Source organism: Mesorhizobium sp. M0514, assembly GCF_040321145.1.
Classification (GTDB): domain Bacteria; phylum Pseudomonadota; class Alphaproteobacteria; order Rhizobiales; family Rhizobiaceae; genus Mesorhizobium.
This window is the reverse complement of record NZ_JAMYQZ010000072.1, coordinates 15831-31934: the sequence shown is the minus strand read 5'-3', so window position 1 is coordinate 31934 and position 16104 is coordinate 15831. Positions and strand designations below refer to the sequence as shown.

The 16104-nt window shown below is 60.0% G+C and carries 17 protein-coding genes; 6 read left to right on the top strand and 11 right to left on the bottom strand.

Annotated elements, in window-relative coordinates; genetic code table 11:
* From NKI61_RS24545 to NKI61_RS24530, 4 genes are all read left to right on the top strand, one after another.
* Window positions 1-2150 (top strand): beta strand repeat-containing protein (locus NKI61_RS24545; RefSeq protein ID WP_352841287.1); only part of this gene is annotated, 2150 nt, incomplete at its 5' end.
* Between the two features lie 174 nt (window positions 2151-2324).
* Window positions 2325-4025: a type I secretion system permease/ATPase gene (locus NKI61_RS24540; protein WP_286442753.1), complete on the top strand. Its 1701-nt coding sequence runs from the start codon at window positions 2325-2327 to the stop codon at window positions 4023-4025.
* Window positions 4026-4044: 19 nt separating this feature from the next.
* Window positions 4045-5382, top strand: a complete 1338-nt coding sequence (locus NKI61_RS24535) for an HlyD family type I secretion periplasmic adaptor subunit (RefSeq protein WP_352841284.1) — start codon at window positions 4045-4047, stop codon at window positions 5380-5382.
* A gap of 277 nt (window positions 5383-5659) precedes the next feature.
* The gene (locus tag NKI61_RS24530; protein WP_352841295.1) at window positions 5660-6007 is read left to right on the top strand and encodes a conjugal transfer protein TraD; all 348 of its coding nucleotides are present in this window, start codon (window positions 5660-5662) and stop codon (window positions 6005-6007) included.
* Here NKI61_RS24530 and NKI61_RS24525 read toward each other — a convergent pair.
* Window positions 5976-6284 (bottom strand): AIPR family protein, encoded by a 309-nt coding sequence (locus tag NKI61_RS24525; RefSeq protein ID WP_023741151.1) that lies wholly within the window; start codon window positions 6282-6284, stop codon window positions 5976-5978. The two genes, NKI61_RS24530 and NKI61_RS24525, sit on opposite strands and share 32 nt — an antisense overlap.
* A gap of 237 nt (window positions 6285-6521) precedes the next feature.
* On the opposite strand from NKI61_RS24525, the gene NKI61_RS24520 reads away from it, so the two are divergent.
* A complete protein-coding gene (locus tag NKI61_RS24520; RefSeq protein ID WP_156929786.1) occupies window positions 6522-6710 on the top strand; it encodes a hypothetical protein in 189 nt (62 codons plus the stop codon).
* 129 nt (window positions 6711-6839) lie between these two features.
* Window positions 6840-7379: a hypothetical protein gene (locus NKI61_RS24515; protein ID WP_023738785.1), complete on the top strand. Its 540-nt coding sequence runs from the start codon at window positions 6840-6842 to the stop codon at window positions 7377-7379.
* 22 nt (window positions 7380-7401) lie between these two features.
* Here the strand turns inward: NKI61_RS24515 and NKI61_RS24510 are convergent, their stop codons facing one another.
* The 10 genes from NKI61_RS24510 to NKI61_RS24465 form a co-directional block, all read right to left on the bottom strand.
* Window positions 7402-7995 (bottom strand): hypothetical protein, encoded by a 594-nt coding sequence (locus NKI61_RS24510; protein ID WP_352841281.1) that lies wholly within the window; start codon window positions 7993-7995, stop codon window positions 7402-7404.
* Window positions 7992-8591 carry a L,D-transpeptidase gene (locus NKI61_RS24505; protein WP_352841278.1) on the bottom strand — a complete coding sequence of 200 codons (600 nt, stop codon included), beginning with the start codon at window positions 8589-8591 and terminating at the stop codon, window positions 7992-7994. The genes NKI61_RS24510 and NKI61_RS24505 overlap by 4 nt, the downstream gene beginning before the upstream one ends.
* The gene (locus NKI61_RS24500) at window positions 8575-9738 is read right to left on the bottom strand and encodes a CpaE/TadZ family protein (RefSeq protein WP_352841292.1); all 1164 of its coding nucleotides are present in this window, start codon (window positions 9736-9738) and stop codon (window positions 8575-8577) included. Before NKI61_RS24500 ends, NKI61_RS24505 begins: the two co-directional genes overlap by 17 nt.
* The gene (locus tag NKI61_RS24495) at window positions 9735-10364 is read right to left on the bottom strand and encodes a TadE/TadG family type IV pilus assembly protein (RefSeq protein WP_280806705.1); all 630 of its coding nucleotides are present in this window, start codon (window positions 10362-10364) and stop codon (window positions 9735-9737) included. The genes NKI61_RS24500 and NKI61_RS24495 overlap by 4 nt, the downstream gene beginning before the upstream one ends.
* Window positions 10364-10855 (bottom strand): TadE/TadG family type IV pilus assembly protein, encoded by a 492-nt coding sequence (locus NKI61_RS24490; RefSeq protein ID WP_023744418.1) that lies wholly within the window; start codon window positions 10853-10855, stop codon window positions 10364-10366. The genes NKI61_RS24495 and NKI61_RS24490 overlap by 1 nt, the downstream gene beginning before the upstream one ends.
* A gap of 7 nt (window positions 10856-10862) precedes the next feature.
* On the bottom strand, window positions 10863-12386 hold the full coding sequence (locus NKI61_RS24485; RefSeq protein WP_081726023.1) for a TadE/TadG family type IV pilus assembly protein: 1524 nt from the start codon (window positions 12384-12386) through the stop codon (window positions 10863-10865).
* A gap of 69 nt (window positions 12387-12455) precedes the next feature.
* Entirely contained in the window at window positions 12456-12752 is a 297-nt protein-coding gene (locus tag NKI61_RS24480) for a hypothetical protein (RefSeq protein ID WP_023744416.1), read from the bottom strand.
* Window positions 12739-14184 carry a type II and III secretion system protein family protein gene (locus NKI61_RS24475; protein ID WP_352841275.1) on the bottom strand — a complete coding sequence of 482 codons (1446 nt, stop codon included), beginning with the start codon at window positions 14182-14184 and terminating at the stop codon, window positions 12739-12741. Before NKI61_RS24475 ends, NKI61_RS24480 begins: the two co-directional genes overlap by 14 nt.
* Window positions 14185-14236: 52 nt before the next feature.
* Entirely contained in the window at window positions 14237-15277 is a 1041-nt protein-coding gene (gene cpaB, locus NKI61_RS24470) for a Flp pilus assembly protein CpaB (RefSeq protein ID WP_352841273.1), read from the bottom strand.
* A gap of 97 nt (window positions 15278-15374) precedes the next feature.
* Complete coding sequence (locus NKI61_RS24465) at window positions 15375-15650, bottom strand: Flp family type IVb pilin (RefSeq protein ID WP_352841270.1); 276 nt, start codon at window positions 15648-15650, stop codon at window positions 15375-15377.
* Window positions 15651-16104: the final 454 nt, after the last annotated feature.

Sequence of the window (16104 nt, the reverse complement as noted above, 5' to 3'; positions counted from 1 at the left end):
CGGCGACGCAGACTGACGTGGCCGGCAACACCAGTGCCGTGTCAGCCAGCTACGCGGCTACCATCGACACCACGGCCGCTGCCCCGGTGATCACCGGCTTTACCAGTGACAGCGGCACGGTGGGCGACCACATCACCAGCGACACCTCGCTGATGATCAACGGTACGGCGGAGGCCAACAGCACGGTCACGGTGTTCCAGAACGGCGTGTCGATCGGCACAGCGTTGGCGGACGGCAGCGGCAACTGGAGCAGGGTTGACAGCAACGTTCTGGTGAACGGCACCACATATCAGTTCACGGCGACGCAGACTGACGTGGCCGGCAACACCAGTGCCGTGTCAGCCAGCTACGCGGCTACCATCGACACCACTGGACCAGCAGTAAGTTCAATTGTATTCCTAACGCCCAACCCGGATGCTAGCGGCTACACTGACGTCAGTATCACGTTCACCGAAGCGGTAGGCAACTTTGATGCCAGTGACCTGCAATGGCAAACTGGCGGTTCTGGACCGGCAATCACGCTAACAGCCACTTCTACGCCAGTGAAGGTCATCTCCCTGACGACCGTGGACAACATTCACTGGGCCCTTCAACTCGATTATTCTGGTAGTAGCCCGAGTGGCAAAGATAATGGAAGGTTGATTGTCACACCCACCTACACTGACATTTCAGGTAACATTGGGGCAGCAGGTCAAACCACGTCGACGAATGAGAAAGTGGCCCCCGCGGGGATTGCAGGGCAGCCGATTAATCTTGCCCTAACAGATCCGGGAACCGTGCAGGGTAACATTGCAGTAACGGTTGCAGGCGTTCCGCTGGGCTGGAGCCTCAGCGAAGGCACTGACAACGGCGACGGCTCCTGGACGGTGCAGACCAATAACATCGCCGCTCTCTCGATCATCTCGCCCGACAGTTACACTGGCGCTCTAACGCTCAATGTCACTGAATACTGGACCAATACCGACGGGAGCACGGCCAATGTTTTCGTCTCCGACAATGTCGAGGCCTACGCTCCGGGCTCGCCGATCTTTGCCTGGTCCGGCGACGACGTGCTGACCGGCTCCAGCGGAAACGATCTCTTCGTCTTCTCGCAGCCGATCGGCAACGACACAGTGCACAGCTTCGACGCTGCGGCCGACCAGATCGACCTCATCGGGTACAACGGATTGGCAAGCTTCGCCGACGTCCAGGCGCATATGGTCGACGACGCCAACGGCAACGCGGTGATAGCGCTCGGCGACGGGCAGTCGATCACGCTTGATGGCGTGCACTCAAGCGCACTCACCGGAAGTAATTTCGTCTTCGACCAGACGCCGGTGGTCAACAATTCAGGCACCATGACGATCGGCGACGGCGCTCTGCTGCCGCTGAGCGGCATTATCAACAACAGCGGTCTCATCTCGCTCGACTCGGCGGGCGGCGATACGCTGTTGCAGGTCATCCAGCATGGCGTGACCCTGCAGGGTGGCGGGCAGATCCTGCTGTCCGACAGCGCCGCCAACATCATCTCCGGCACGGGGCCGGACGCCACTCTGGTCAATGTCGACAACACGATCGCAGGCGCCGGCCAGCTGGGCGGCGGGATGCTCAGCCTTGACAACAGCGGCACCATCATCGCCACCGGCTCGAACGCGCTGGTCATCGACACCGGAGGCAGCGTCGTCGTCAATTCGGGAACGCTGGAGGCAACCGGCTCCGGCGGCCTTACGATCACCGGCGGGCTGGCGAATTCCGGCATGATCTGGGCCAATGGCGGCAATATTGCCATTAACGGCCAGGTCACTGGCGACGGCGATGCCACGATCGGCGATCTGTCGAAGCTTGAGTTCGGTGCGGCCTCTTCAACCGACGTCACGTTCGCGGCGGATGCCGCCGGCACATTGCAGCTGGACGATTCCTTCGATTTCAGCGGAAGCATCGCCGGCATCACCAGTGACGACAAGGTGAACCTCGAAGACATCCTGTTCGGCACCGGAACGTCCACTGCCTATCAGGCGGACCTCGACGGCGCCGGAGGAACGTTGACCGTCACGGACGGCACGCACAACGCCACGCTCCACCTGCTCGGCGTCTACGATGCCCACAGCTTCACACTTGCCGACGACGGCACCGGCAGGACGGTGGTGCAAGTGAGCGACTTTGTGATGTGAACCAAAAGGAGAGCCGCACGGATAGGCGCGGCTCTCCTCATGCTGCGGGCTCCTGATTCAGCTTACGAATTAAGGTTTACGGCAGGAATAGGAAGGGAACCACGTGGCCGATTGGACGATCAGGAGTAGTATCGGTTCCGGGCGTGGACAGGGGGGCGGTTTTCCGCTGGGTATTTGAGTCTCGACAACAAATCCAAGATTGTGAAGGACGCCTTGCTGGCGTGCCGCCGCTATTTCCTGGTTGCGGCGGCATTCAGTCTGGCGATCAATCTGCTCTACCTCGCGTCCCCACTTTACATGCTGCAGATCTACGACCGGGTGGTCACCAGCGGCAGCGAAACCACGCTGGTGATGTTGACCCTGGTGTTGCTGGCGGCCTTCCTTTCGTTGGCCGGCCTCGATCTGGTGCGCGCCTCCATCCTGACGCGTGCCAGCGCGCGGCTCGACCGGTTGCTGTCGGCAAAAGTCCTCGCCGCGTCGGTGGAGACCCCATCGCCGGGCTCCTCGCAAAGCCAGCCGATCCGCGATTTCGACACGTTCAGGCAGGTGATCACCGGCAGCGGCATCCATGCCCTGTTCGACCTGCCATGGTCACCCATCTACATCGGCATCATCTTCCTGCTGCATCCGTGGCTCGGCTTCTTCGCGCTGGGCTGCTCGCTGCTCTTGATCGCCATGGCCGTGCTCAACGAGTATCTCGTGCGTTCGCCGCTGAAGCAGGCCAACGACCTGGCGACGACCAACTATAATTTTACCGAAATGAGCCTCAGAAACTCGGAAGTCGTTCGCGCCATGGGGATGATCGACGGTCTCATCCGCCGCTGGGGGCGCGACCGTAACCTGGCGCTGCGGCGCCAAGCGGAGGCAAGCGATCGCGCCGCCCTGATGTCCGGCCTGATCCGGTTCCTGCGGCTCACCATGCAGTCGCTGATCCTCGGCCTCGGCGCCTATCTGGTGATCGAGCGGCAGATCACCGGCGGCACCATGTTTGCGGCGAGCCTCTTGCTGGGCCGGGGGCTACAGCCGGTCGAGCAGATCGTCGGCCTTTGGCGCAGCCTGATCCTGGCCCGGGCGGCGTTGGCAAGGGTCGAGAAGCTGGTCGACGGGGGGGCGCTCAACGAAAGATCTTTCAACCTGCCGAAGCCCACCGGCAAGGTTTCGGTCGAGCAGGTCAGCTTTGCAATTGCCAGCCAGCAGAAAGTGCTTCTCCGCGACGTATCATTCCGGCTGGACGCAGGCGAGGCGCTGGGAATCGTCGGCCCTTCCGGCGCCGGCAAGTCGACGCTGGCGCGTCATCTCGCGGGCGTCATGCAACCCAGCCGCGGCACCGTCAGGCTGGACGGGGCCGACCTGTCGCAGTGGGGGCACGACGCGCTCGGCGACCACATCGGCTACCTGCCGCAGGATATCGAACTCTTCGCCGATACGGTCGCCGCCAACATCGGCCGCTTCAAGACCAATGTCGACCAGGAGGTGATAGCCGCCGCGCGGCTCGCCGGCGTTCACGAGATGATCATTCGGCTGCCGCAGGGCTACGAGACCCAGATCGGCGAAGGCGGCGCAGTGCTGTCGGGAGGATATCGGCAGCGGATTGCTCTTGCTCGTGCGGTATTCGGAACGCCGAACCTGATCATTCTCGACGAGCCGAGCTCCAATCTCGACGCCGATGGCGACCGCGCGCTGAGCGAGTGCGCGATCGAGCTCAAGCGCCGCGGCAGCACAGTGATCATCGTCTCGCACCGGCCTTCGACCTTGGCCAATGTCGACAAGATCCTTCTGTTGCGCGATGGCGCCGTCGAGGCCTTCGGCATGAGAAACGAGATCGTGGCGCTGCTCAACCAGCGCGCGGCTCCAATGGCGGTGGCAACCCAATGAGCTGTGGCCGGAGAGATCGATGAGCGACGGCGCCCTCACCTACCGGAGCCTGTCCGGCGAAACCGGTATCCTGGCCCCGGATTCGATCCGGGTGCCGGCCTCTGTCGGCCTGCTGATCATCATTGCCTTCTTCGGTATCTTCGGCGGCTGGGCGGCTTTTGCCCCGCTGAACGGCGCCGTGCTCGCCGACGCCATCGTCAAGGTGGAAGGCAATCGAAAGAGCGTACAGCATTTCGACGGCGGCACGGTGAAGGAGATCCGCGTCAAGGATGGCGACATCGTCAAGGCAGGCGATGTGCTGGTGGTGCTCGACGACACGCACGCCCGTTCCGAATTCAACCTCTATTCGCAGCAATATGCGTTGTTGCGCGCTACCGATGCCCGCATTCGTGCAGAGCTCGACGGCCATGAGGCAGTCGCCTTTCCGAAGGACATCACCGCTGAGCACCAGGCCTATCTGCAGGACGCGATGACCAACCAAATTGCCGACCTCGGGAGCCAGCGCGCCTCGATGGCCGGTGCCAAGCAGATCCTGCAGAAACGGATAGCCGAACTCGACGAGCAGATCGATGGAAAGCAGGCGCGCGTCGAATCTTTTCGTGCGCAGCTCAAGTCGACAATTGATGAAAAGGCAGGCCTCAACAAGTTGCTGAAGGCCGGCCTGACAACGCGCACGCGTGTCCTGGAGCTCGACCGCTCCGCCTCCGACCTGCAGGGCCTGATCGACCAGACTCTCGGCGATATAGCCGGAAACCGCCAGAGTAAGGCCGAGCTTGAAAGCCAGATTGCGCAGCTCACCAACGAGCGCCGCGCAAAACTCTCAACCATGCTGATCGACGCCCAGTCCAACCTCGCCGACCTGGTACCGAAAATGTTCGCCGCGCAGGCCACGGTCGACCGCGCCGAAGTGCGGGCGCCCTATGACGGCCAGGTGATGAATCTCACCGTTTTCTCGACCGGCGCGATCGTCGCCCCCGGCCAGACCATCCTCGACATCGTGCCGACTAGGAATTCGTTGATCGTTCAGGCGCAGGTGAAGGTCGAGGACATATCCAGCCTGCGCGCCGACATGACGGCCGAGGTCCGCTTCACGTCCTACAAGCAGCGTTCGATACCGGTCATTCATGGACGGGTCACCCGCATTTCGGCGGATCGCGTCACCGACAGCAAGACCGGGCTTCCCTACTATCTTGCCGACGTAGCGGTCGATCCCGCGGAATTGGCCGGGGCCCCACAGATTGCGCTTTATCCGGGCATGCCGGCGTCAGTCATGATCGTCACCGAGGAACGCACCGCACTGGACTACATTTTAGGCCCCCTGGTTGTGTCGTTCCACTCCGCGTTTCGCCAGAAGTAACGAGCTTCGCGCCCAACATATTCGCGTTTTTTCAATTTGCGGACGCGGTCCAAGGTAGGTGGCGAGACCCATCTTATTCGATGGTCTGCGCCATCTCCAAGGCGGCCCAACCCGTCCGGGAGCTTATTTCGATTTCCGGCGATAACGGTTGGGCTAGTTCCATGTTGCACGAACTTTCCGGCTCTCTGTCGCTTAAATCCTTTCTTTCCGGACATGTCTCGGCCCATTCCTTGCTGTGCCTGCAACATGGCTGCAACACAAATTGATATGTTTGTTCGTGTATGTTCGTCCGATCGGCCTCCTCGTCAAGGCAGGCATCGTTGATCTGACCAACTACGATCGCGCTGCCAACTACGGCGCGATGCTCTGGATGACCGCGAAGGTCCAGAGCCCCGAAGGCGAGCAAGCCCAACGATTATGGACTGAGAAGGGTAGCCAGGCGTTCGATGCTGAAGGGCGTGACGAGCGGATGGGACGGCGAACTTACCCACAGTTGGCGCGAGCAGCGGCCGGCACGAAGCCCGAACAGCAGACTTCTCCGGTGCGCCAGCGCCGACGCCGCAGTCAAACGCCCGCGCAGGAAGCTTTCGTCGCTACCGCGCGCACGTTCGTAGAACCAGCGTGACTGACGTTGCATACCGCCCGCCGGGCGCGCCCAGATCGACCCGAAAGCTCCTGCATCCGTCGGTGGAAGGATGATTGGACGAGAAGTCGGCCATGTCGACCTTGTTCTGATTGTTGGCCGACTGGGAGATGCGCGGCGCGATCTCCTCGATGTCACCATCGTCCAGAATCTCGATAATCTTGAGCGGCACTTGGAGGCGGCTCGCGTCCACATCGTCCTTGCGCCACGCGCGGAAGATCGAACCGGTCGTCTGCCGCGCAATCACGCTGATCAGCAATGGCAAGACCTACATTGAGCCCACAACCACCGCGTCCGTTTCCGCGGTCTGGGCGAGGAGCTGGGACATGGACGAAGGTTTGCTATCTAAGAATTCGATGACTGCTAAGGCACTGAAGCGCAAAAATCGCGATCGTGGTTACCCGGTGGGCAGGCCATTGGAACCAGCTCGCGAATTCAGCGTTTCGAGCGGATGATCAGAAGTTTCGCTTACGCCCTTATCCTCGTCCAGGTATCCATGGCGACCGCGCTGGCCACACAGGTCTTCCTTACGACCGCCGAGGAAGCCCGTAGCTCAGAACTCTCGCTGGCGCCGGCGCCAGGCGAAGAGGGATGCGCCAAGGCGATGTGGCCCAATATTCCGGAACGATGTCTGCAACGAGTCGAGCCGAAGGTGGTGACGCTCGTGCTCACCCAAAACAACTAATGGCGCATGGCGCTTTCTGATATGCAGCTGGCTTGCGCCGCTGGCTGCGCTGCCGCAGCACCAGCAACGGTCCGTTAAGCCTCGCTCAATCTCTGCAAGCTATCTTGTTGCCAGTTTGTCGAGGGTGACATGAAGCGCAAGTCGATAATGCTCTTTGCCTTCCCAGCTCTGATCCTGCTGATCTTGGCAGGGGAGCGCATGGCGACTTTCTTGCTGGGAGCACATCCGGCCAGTCCCGCAATGTGGCGGATCTGGCTTGAACTAAGGCCGCTGTCGACGATGTTCTGGCAACAGGTCGATCTTTATCTCGGGTCGTCGATGGTCCTTGATGCCTTGATGCTGGCCGCCGCGTCGATGGTTTGCTGGATGGCGTGCCGCACAAGAAGGTCGGCCGCGTTCTTCTTCCTTGCCAACCACGTCGCCCTGCTTTTCGCCGGGTTGATGATCGCTGTCACCAGCCATTCCGAAACAGCCAGCACGATCGCCTCTTTCACGGTACCCGGCGGCCTTCCGTTCCAACTAACGGTCGATTTCACCTTGAAGAACAGCCTTGTGCTGTTTCTGGGCGTGACGGCATGCGCCTACTGCCATGTCATCTTCCTCAGCGAAACCCGACAGCGGGCCGAAGCGCTGGCCGCTAGGCTCGTTGCTCTGCAGCGAGATCTCTAGGATAGCCCACCTTTTTCCAGCGCTAGTTGATCTTTCGGTAGTAAACCTTGCCGTCGGCCTGCTCTATGCGCTGGTAGTTGGAGCTTGGGGCGGGGGCTGCAGCTGCAATCCTCCTTTTGGGCGGACGCGGTGTATCGACGACGCTGGGCTCGGTCGCGTCTTCACCATCGAGAACAGCAGGCGCCTCCGCCATGCTGCTGGTCGTGTCGACGGAAGGTTCCGCTGCGCTCGACGTGATTTCGTCATGGGCAATAGGCTGGCTCTGTTCCAGCCGGGCTATGCTCCGGTTGATTTCGCCAAAGCTGCTCTGCAGTTGACTGTCAAGTTTTTCAAATCGGCTCTGAAAACCGTTGTTGACCGTATCCAACTGGCCGCCGATTCGTTGTTCGAACGTCCCGAGTTGTTCCAGGCGCCCTTCCAGAAAGCGCATATCGCTGATGCCGCGGTAGAGATAAACCGCGGCTACCATATTCACCAAAGTGAGCAGGGACGTGCCGATGATGACCGCGCCGATAATGCTTTTGTCGCTCGGTTTCCCAGTGACAGCCTGCTCTCCGATGCGGGCTGCTGTCCCAATCTCGATTGCCGGCATGTCCGGTTCGCTGATCATCGTCATTGAACCACCACCTTTGCGCCGATCGCGACGCGCCTGAAGAGATCGATCACATCGGTGTTGGTAAGGCGAAAACACCCCGATGTTCCGTCGAAGCCAACACCCTTGGGATCGTTGGTTCCGTGTATCCGATAGAGCGTGTCACGCCCGTCCCGAAGCAGATAAAGCGCCCTGGCGCCGAGTGGGTTGTAGGGACCGGCAGGCACCATTTGCGGCAGGTCCGGCTGGCGGGCGCGCATTTCGCGGGGTGGGCGCCATTCCGGCCATTCGGTCTTCGCCCCCACCTTCACGACCCCGGTCCAGCCAAATCCGTCGCGTCCGACGCTGATCTGATAGCGAAGCGCCTGGCCTTGTCGGGTCACCAGATAAAGCGCTTTCTCGCCCTTGCGGATAATGATCGTTCCGGGTTGTTCCGTGGTTTCAAAGGCGACGGTCTTGCGCAGGCTGGGGCCCATTGCCGGCAGCGGCGGCCGATCCGAAAGTGCCGATCGCGCGCTGGCGAAATCCTGGACCAGCATCATCAGCGCAATGCTCATGACGCAGGCCAATCCCGGGCCAATCCGATACCTACTTGGCCGCCCCCTATTTGGCAGCGTCATCGAGCCGCTCTTTGAACATCCGCTTGAGGTCCTTGTTGAAGCGCGCACGCCCATCCACCTCGGCAGGCAGGATAGCACGGTTCAACGCATCGGTCAGAAGCGCATTGTCCAGCGCGACCGACTTGATGTGCGGCGCCTTGAAGATCTTTTCGAGTTCGCTGCGCGAAAAGTGGTTGCCGAACCATTTGCGCTTGTGCTTGTTGGCCACCAGCGTGATGCTGACAGCATTGCCACGCAACTCACGGATCTTCTTGTAGAGCCGTTTGCCTTGCCGCAGTGAGGCGACGTTGAGTTCGAAGACGATGAAGATCTCATCGCTCGTCGACAGCACGGAATTGTGCCAAGGCGTCTCGATGTTCGGCAGGTCTATGACGATGTCGTCAAACCGGTAGGCGACGAGGTCCAGCAGGCGGAAGACAAAATCACTGCCCTGCGGTTCGAAAGGCAATTGCGGCCTCTCGAAGGAATAGAGCGTCAGCCCGGACGGGCGAGAGAGCTTGATGACATCCATCAGCTCGACGTCGAGCCTCTCCGGCTGGCCGATGATGCCGCCGAGGTCGAACTGGTTGAACTGGTTGAGATAGGCGCCGCAATTGGCGCTCTGGAAATCTAGGTCGACCAGACAGGTGGAAGCCGCCCGCTCTTTCGACTTCGATGACAGGAATTCGGCCGCCGAGAGAGCGAGCGTCGTCGCGCCGGCGCCGCCGCTCGCACTGATGAAGGTGATGATACGGCTTTTGGTTCCCTGGTTGCCGGTGTCGTGGAAGGTCACCGCATTGAGCAGTTCCTTGCCGTCGAGCGGCTTGTGCAGCCAGTCCGAGGCATTCATGCGCACCAGCACACGCGTCTGCTCCGACGACAGCTCGTCCGAGACCGCGATCAGCGGCACGGTCGCCCAAAGGGCGCGCGCCTCGACGATGCCAGGCTTGCCGAGCAACTCGCCATTGCCGAGGTCGAGGATTACGATGCCGGGGCGCGTATCCGCGGGCGGACCCCTGAGGAAGTCGCCGGTCTCGGAAACCCTGACCTCGTAGATCGCCAGCGCATCGAGCCGCGTCGCCACGTCGCGCTTGAAATTCGCATCCGACGAGAACAGCGCCACCTGCTTTCGCTTGGTCGGTGTAACCTTGGTGTTGATGGCGTTCATGGTGTCCACGTGCTCTTCATGTCTTCGCCCGTGACCGTGCTCAGCATGGAGGGCATGGTGATGTTTCCGAATCCGAGCAGTCCGGCCAGGAAGAAGAATTGGAAGGGATGATTTTTGATGCTTACGGTGATCGTCGGCACCGGCCCGCTGGGCCGCGTCCAGTAGCCAAGGCCGGAGGCGGCGTATTCGATCCGCACCTCTGACTTTTCCAGCATCGGCAGAAAGTCATGCATTCCGGCACGGTTGGCGGTGCCGTCATAGATCGCGTCGAACGCGACCTGGCTCGCGTTGACGGGGTTGCACAAGCCGCCTCCGATACTGCAGCAAGCGACACCTGCTGTGCTCGCAGCGCAGACATAGTCATACGTGCCGGCCGGGACCGCGGTGCCGACCTTGGTGATATCGCTCTGCGTCAGCGTCTCAGATGGAAGCCCGATGGCGACAGGAGTAAAAATCTGCGCGAGTCTTGCGCCGGCTTGCACAGCTTTGTTTCCAGCGTTCCATTGGTAAAAGGCGTAGCCGAAATCGACGAAACCGAGCAGAAGCGTCAACAGCAATGGCAGGGCGATGGCCATTTCGACCATCGTAGCGCCAGACTGCTCAGCGCAGAACCTTCGGTCTTTCATCACCATCCGAAGACGCGCTCCTGATGCGATACTTTGATGTCGATGCTTCCAAAGCCCAGATAATCCCAGAACACCATGCCGTTGTATGGCAAAGTGGTGCTGACCAGCACAACATCAACGTTGGCGCTATTACTTAGATAAAGTATGTTGCCACTGCCATCGGTCGCAGGAGTGGATGTCTTGGTGATCAAAACTGTCGGTGGAAGCCAGCCAGCTACTCTTGCGCTGCCGCCAACGACCGCGCCATTGGCAGCAAGGTTTTGGGCCTGACCCTTGCAAGTAGTCTCCCAATCGCTACTGCAGCGCGCCATGTAGCGGGCTGCATCCTCAACGCCTGCTGCAAGGAGCAGGCGCGTGTTCAAAACGTTGGAGAACTCGAACACCCCGGCCGACAACAGCAAGACGAGTGGTACGGTGATCGCGACTTCCACCAAGGCGGCGCCCCTTTCGTCGCCTTGGAACCGCCGGATGATTTGGCCAAGCTTGGTCATGTCGGCTCTACCGATACAACTGGGCTTCATTGCGGAATGCTTTGTCGACAAGGGTGTTGTTGGCGAAGCCGCCATCGACGTCGACGATCTCCAGGCTGATAGGTTTTTCGGCGCCGGTACTTTCCGGATTGTCCTCGTCGTTGGGATTCACCTTCTGGATCGGGTTGTTTAGGAAGACGCTGGCATAGCCATCCGGCCGGACTGCGGTGTGCCCGTTCAGCTTCGCCTGGTTCGCCTTGCAATCGATGATGGCCATGTTCATCAGCCGGCGGCTCGGATCTGCCTTGGTGAGGTCTCCCTTGTAGCAGGAAGGCGTTCCCACTTCGTTTGAAGGCCCTTTCGACTTGTCGGCCACGATCCCGGCAGTGATTTCATACATGTAGACGTCATACCTGGACGCGGGAACGCTACGCTTGAGCGGGTCAGTCTTCGCCGGGAGGTTCGGATAGGCAGCGTTCTTGTGGTTGGCGGCCCAGTAGGCAGTCCAGAACGAATTCGCTGCGATCGGCAGCGTCATGCCCTTAGCCGAGTCATAGCCGCTGCCAACCGGCAGAGGCACTGCGGAACCATCTGTCGCGACATCAAACTTGTTGCAATTGCTGTTCTTGCTGGCTCCCTTGCGTACATTGCTCGCCGGGCGGTAGCCAAGGTCTTTGTTATTTTTCAAAGATCCCTGATAGAGATCGAAGCGGACGTTAAGGCCAGTGTTGACCTGTCCCAAGGTGACGCCGGTTTTGGAAGTCAGCGAAGTGCGACTGTAGCAGGTACCTGCGGATCCCCTGGCCATTCCGTCCTGTACCGACGTCAAACCGTTGTCCAGCAGGCCAAAGTTGCCTGGGCCGGGGTTGCTGTCGACTTTGAGAATACGAAATTCACGGCTGTAAGTATCGCCCGATGCAAAGGCCTGTTGGATCGTCTTACTAGTCAACGGGTCGGATGTCTCGAACGGGTTGCACATGAAGATCGGCACGGTTTCGCAGATCGACTGAACGAACCCGGCCACGGCCTGTGGCTGGATATCGATGGTGTCCTTGCTGCCGATAAAGCTGGCGGGGAAGATCGTTTCAAAGGCACCGGCGCCATCGGCAAGTCCGGAAGCGTTCACCGTCACCAGGGAAAATGATACGGCCTTGGGATCGGTGCTTGCCCAGTTGACGCCATTCGCGTCAACGCCGTCGGCGCCCAATGCTATGCTGTCGCTCGCGGGTATACCGGTCAGGTAGGTAATGGTCACGTCAGACAAAGCAAGTGTGTGATCGCCTGACGTCGAAAACTTGGTCGTCTGGCTGGTCAGAAGGGTCGTTTTCGCCAGATTGGCTCGGGTGATCGAATCCGATTTTCCATCAAGTTCCGCGGCTGTCGCAAGCGCAAGCGCATCGACACCCTTCTGCAGATCGTTATGCAGCCCGTTGGCCCGGCTCATATCGATGGCAAGCAACGCGAAGCCGATAAGTACAGGCAACATAATCGCTACAAGGATCATCGCTATGCCGCGTTGATCGTTCCAGAACGCCCTAATGGTCCCCAACATGACCTTACTCTCTGCTTCCTTGCACCAGGCCCCTCGCTCACCCGGCGCATTGCGACCGCATCCTTCTGTTCAATTCGCTCCGTTGTTCACCGCCCCGCCGACATTGACCGTTATCGCAGGCGGTGGCGGTGGTGGCGGTGGAAATTTGTAGCCTTGGGCAACAGCGGCAGCCCGCCTGCCGTCGCCTTCGATATGTGTGTTCTTCGAGTTTGGGTTGAACGGATCGACCGTCTGCGCCAGCGAATTATATTTCTGTGTGTCGCCGGCGGCCAGGGTCACCGAATCGTAATGGTTCAGATAGTCGGCGGCGCAGCTTGACAGCGCGCCGGCACACAAGAGGAGGATCAGGACGCTATTTCTTGACATAGAGCATCTTGTCCTTCGATTTGAAGTCCAGCATGTGGCCATAGGGTCCGGTCACGCCGTCGCCCGTTTCGTATTTGCGGATCATATCCTTGTTAACCTCCAGCTGACCGAGCACGAAGAATTCCGGATCGTTGGCCGGCCGTGTCTTGTCGAACGGGGTTGCCAGTTGTTCGCCGGGTTTCACCGGCCGCACGACGTGCGGCGTGACGATGACGACCAGTTCGGTCTCTTCCTTCTGGTTGCTCGAATTTCGGAACAGTGTCCCGATGACCGGCACCTGACCGAGCCATGGGACCTGGTTCTGCAGCTTGGTGGTCTTGCTGGACAACAGCCCGCCGACCGCGAAGCTCTGGCCGTCGCGCAATTCGACGACGGTATCAAGCTTGCGGTTGGTGAAGATCGGGTCGCCGGCAGTGGTGAAGCCGGTGAGGTCGCTCACCTCCGGCGCCAGCTTCATATGGATCTTGCCGTCGTCGAGTACGACCGGCGTGAACAGCAGATTGACGCCGAATTGCTTGTACGTGATGGTTATCTGGCCATCGGTGCCGATAACACGGATGGGCACTTCGCCGCCGGCATTGAAGCTGGCCGGCTCGCCCGAAAGCGTCGTAAGGTTGGGCTCAGCCAGCGTGCGTACCACACCCTTGGCCTCGAGTGCTTCGATAATTAGGTCGACCTTGATGTTGCTGTCGATAACCCGGGTGATCAAAGCCGCAAATGGATTGCTGCCCGACAAGAGGCCGCTGAGCAGATCGCCCGGGCCCAGCACCACGCCATCTTCGTCGGCGGCTGCAACACCCGTGCCCGTACGGGTTGTGCCGCTGCGATTCGTGCTCCTTATTGAAACACCAAGATCCCTACCGGCATTACGCTTGGCCTCAAGCACGCGGACCTCGAGATTGACCTGCTGGCTGTCGTCGACAATGACGGAATTTATAATGGCGTCGGGGCCATACTGCTGCGCCACCTCCAGGATTGACGCCAGCGTGGCTCCATCCTTGACGTGACCGCCGAGCCTGACCTTGCCGTTAATCGAACCGATCTCGATGCGCGCCCGAGGCGCCACCTGACGGATCGCCTGCGCCATGTCGCTGACGTCGACACCGACTTCGATCTGGATGACGCCGAGCGAGCGCTTTTCCGGAGAGAAGAGATTGACGGTGGTGGTGCCGGCGCCTTTCCCGATGACATAAAGCGTCCGGTCGGTCATGGGCTGGGCATCGGCGATTTTCTCGTCGCCGACAACGATGTCGCCGAGATTGGCGCTCACCTGGAGCGTCACCGACTGGGACATCGGCAGGAAGATGCGATGGACGCTCGGGTTCGATACGTCGATGAACCGGTCGGCAGCTTCGGCGGCAAGACTCCACGTCAGCAGCACCGCCATACAGGACAGCGCGGCCGCCGCTACCCTCATCCAAAACCCCTGCATCCCCATCTCCCAAACTGCTGCCGCCGGCAGCCCCCGCTCCGCCGCGCGTCCTTTACGGTTGTCGCGGCACGTCATAGGATTCGAGCTTCACGCCGCGAAACACGCCCACAGTAACATTCTTAGGCGGTTCTGGCTGCAAATACTTGATAACTTCCTTGACGACTTCTTTTGATGCGGGTGCCGTCACCACCGCCGGAGCCGGCTTGACCTTGCTCAACTCGTCGAGCTGGCTTCCCACCCTGTCCACGGCCTTGGCCAATCCGGCGATCTTGTCATCCGCACGCTGGCGTTCGGCTGCGGCTGCGGCGTCGGCTGCGGCCAGTTTGTCCAGTTCGGCCTGCCTCTTTGCGACATCGTCCGGCGTTTCGCCGTTGAGGTCGGAAAGCGTGACGCGTTCGGTCGTCTCGCCCTTGCTGGCGGCAGCCTGTCGAAGCGCAAGGGACAACTGCCCCGCGCCGGCGGCCAGCGTCAGTTTCTGCGCGTCCTTTGTGCTGGCTTCGAGCGTCACCGACTTAACCACCGTCGGGTTGTCCTTGCTCACGTCAGCGACCTGGTCGACGGCAAGCACCTTCATGCTCTGCAGCAGAACGTCGACAAAACTTTTGTCCATGCCGTCCTCGCTGCGCACCGAGCGCGTCAGCAAGATATCGACCCGGTCGCCTGGGAAGACGAAACCGGCGACGCCGAGAACGTCATTGACCCTGATGGAAACGGCCTTCATGCCTTCACCAAGCACCGCCGAAAGTGTTGCGCGTTGGCCAGGGCCGGTGATCTTGCTAGCAAGCACCGGCTCGTTGGCGCTGATAGCCTGCAGCGCCTGCCGCGTGCCGTTGCCGGCCATCGCGTCCTTGGTTGTCTTGAACGCGCCTGCCGGTATTGCGCCCGCCGGCCACGGGATCTCGCGCAGCTTGTCGGCACCCAGCGTGTCGCCGAATTTAAGCGGCATTGCCGCAACGACGACAGTACTGGTCTGCGCTCCATTGGATTGCGCCATCGCAGTGCGCTGGTTAGCCAGCCAAATATTGGCAAGCACAACCGCAAGTACGCCGAACACGCCGGCGAGGACAATCATGATAAGAGTATTGGCGCGCATCTCTCCACCCCCAAATCGCCCCCAGGACGATGCAAGTTTCTTCTGATGCAGAAAAAACCGGGTCGAGATCGATCCCGACCCGGGAGTTCACTTCATATCACGGCGTAGGAACGCAAGCGCCGTTGCCGGCCACGCCGGCTGCATCGACGCCTTTGCCGTCAAGATTTGCGCAAAGACCGGTGAACTGATCGCCGACCCAGCCGCCGATTGCAAGCACGGCCAGCAGCGACGCCGCTGCAATGATGCCGACCAAGATAGAATATTCGACCATAGCAGCGCCGTTTTCATCGTCGCGGAACTGCCGGGTCATCGTCATGAGCTTCTTCATGTCAATTTCTCCCCTTTGGAGTTGAACCCGACGAGACAGAGCCAAGGATGAACTCCATACCCAAGCATCCCCCGTCACCTCAATCCTAAGGCTCGCGAAAAAGCAGAGTCAAACGGGATTAACAATTCCTTAACCTTCCAATACCTATGCTCGCGAGTTCAAGGGCGACTTGAATCCTTACAAGAGCTTGATTCTGCTGATTTTTCAATCCTCCTTAACCATTCGTTCACAATTTGGCAGCAGCCAAGGCAAAACGATAGCAGTATTAGCAAACCTGCATATTCCTTTATATCTAAGGGTTTACGGAGATTTTTCGCCCGCATCTCATTTGTTGCGGCATGAAAGGTTCCGTGAGGTGGACGTTGGGGTAGAGGGTTAAGCGGGCGGATCGAAATAAAACGACATTTTTCTGGCGTCCTCCTTAACTATGTTGAAAGCATTGGCCTCAGGTGAGACCCTCCAGCGCTTGTGCCTCGCTTGGTTAACGTTTAGTTTCCGC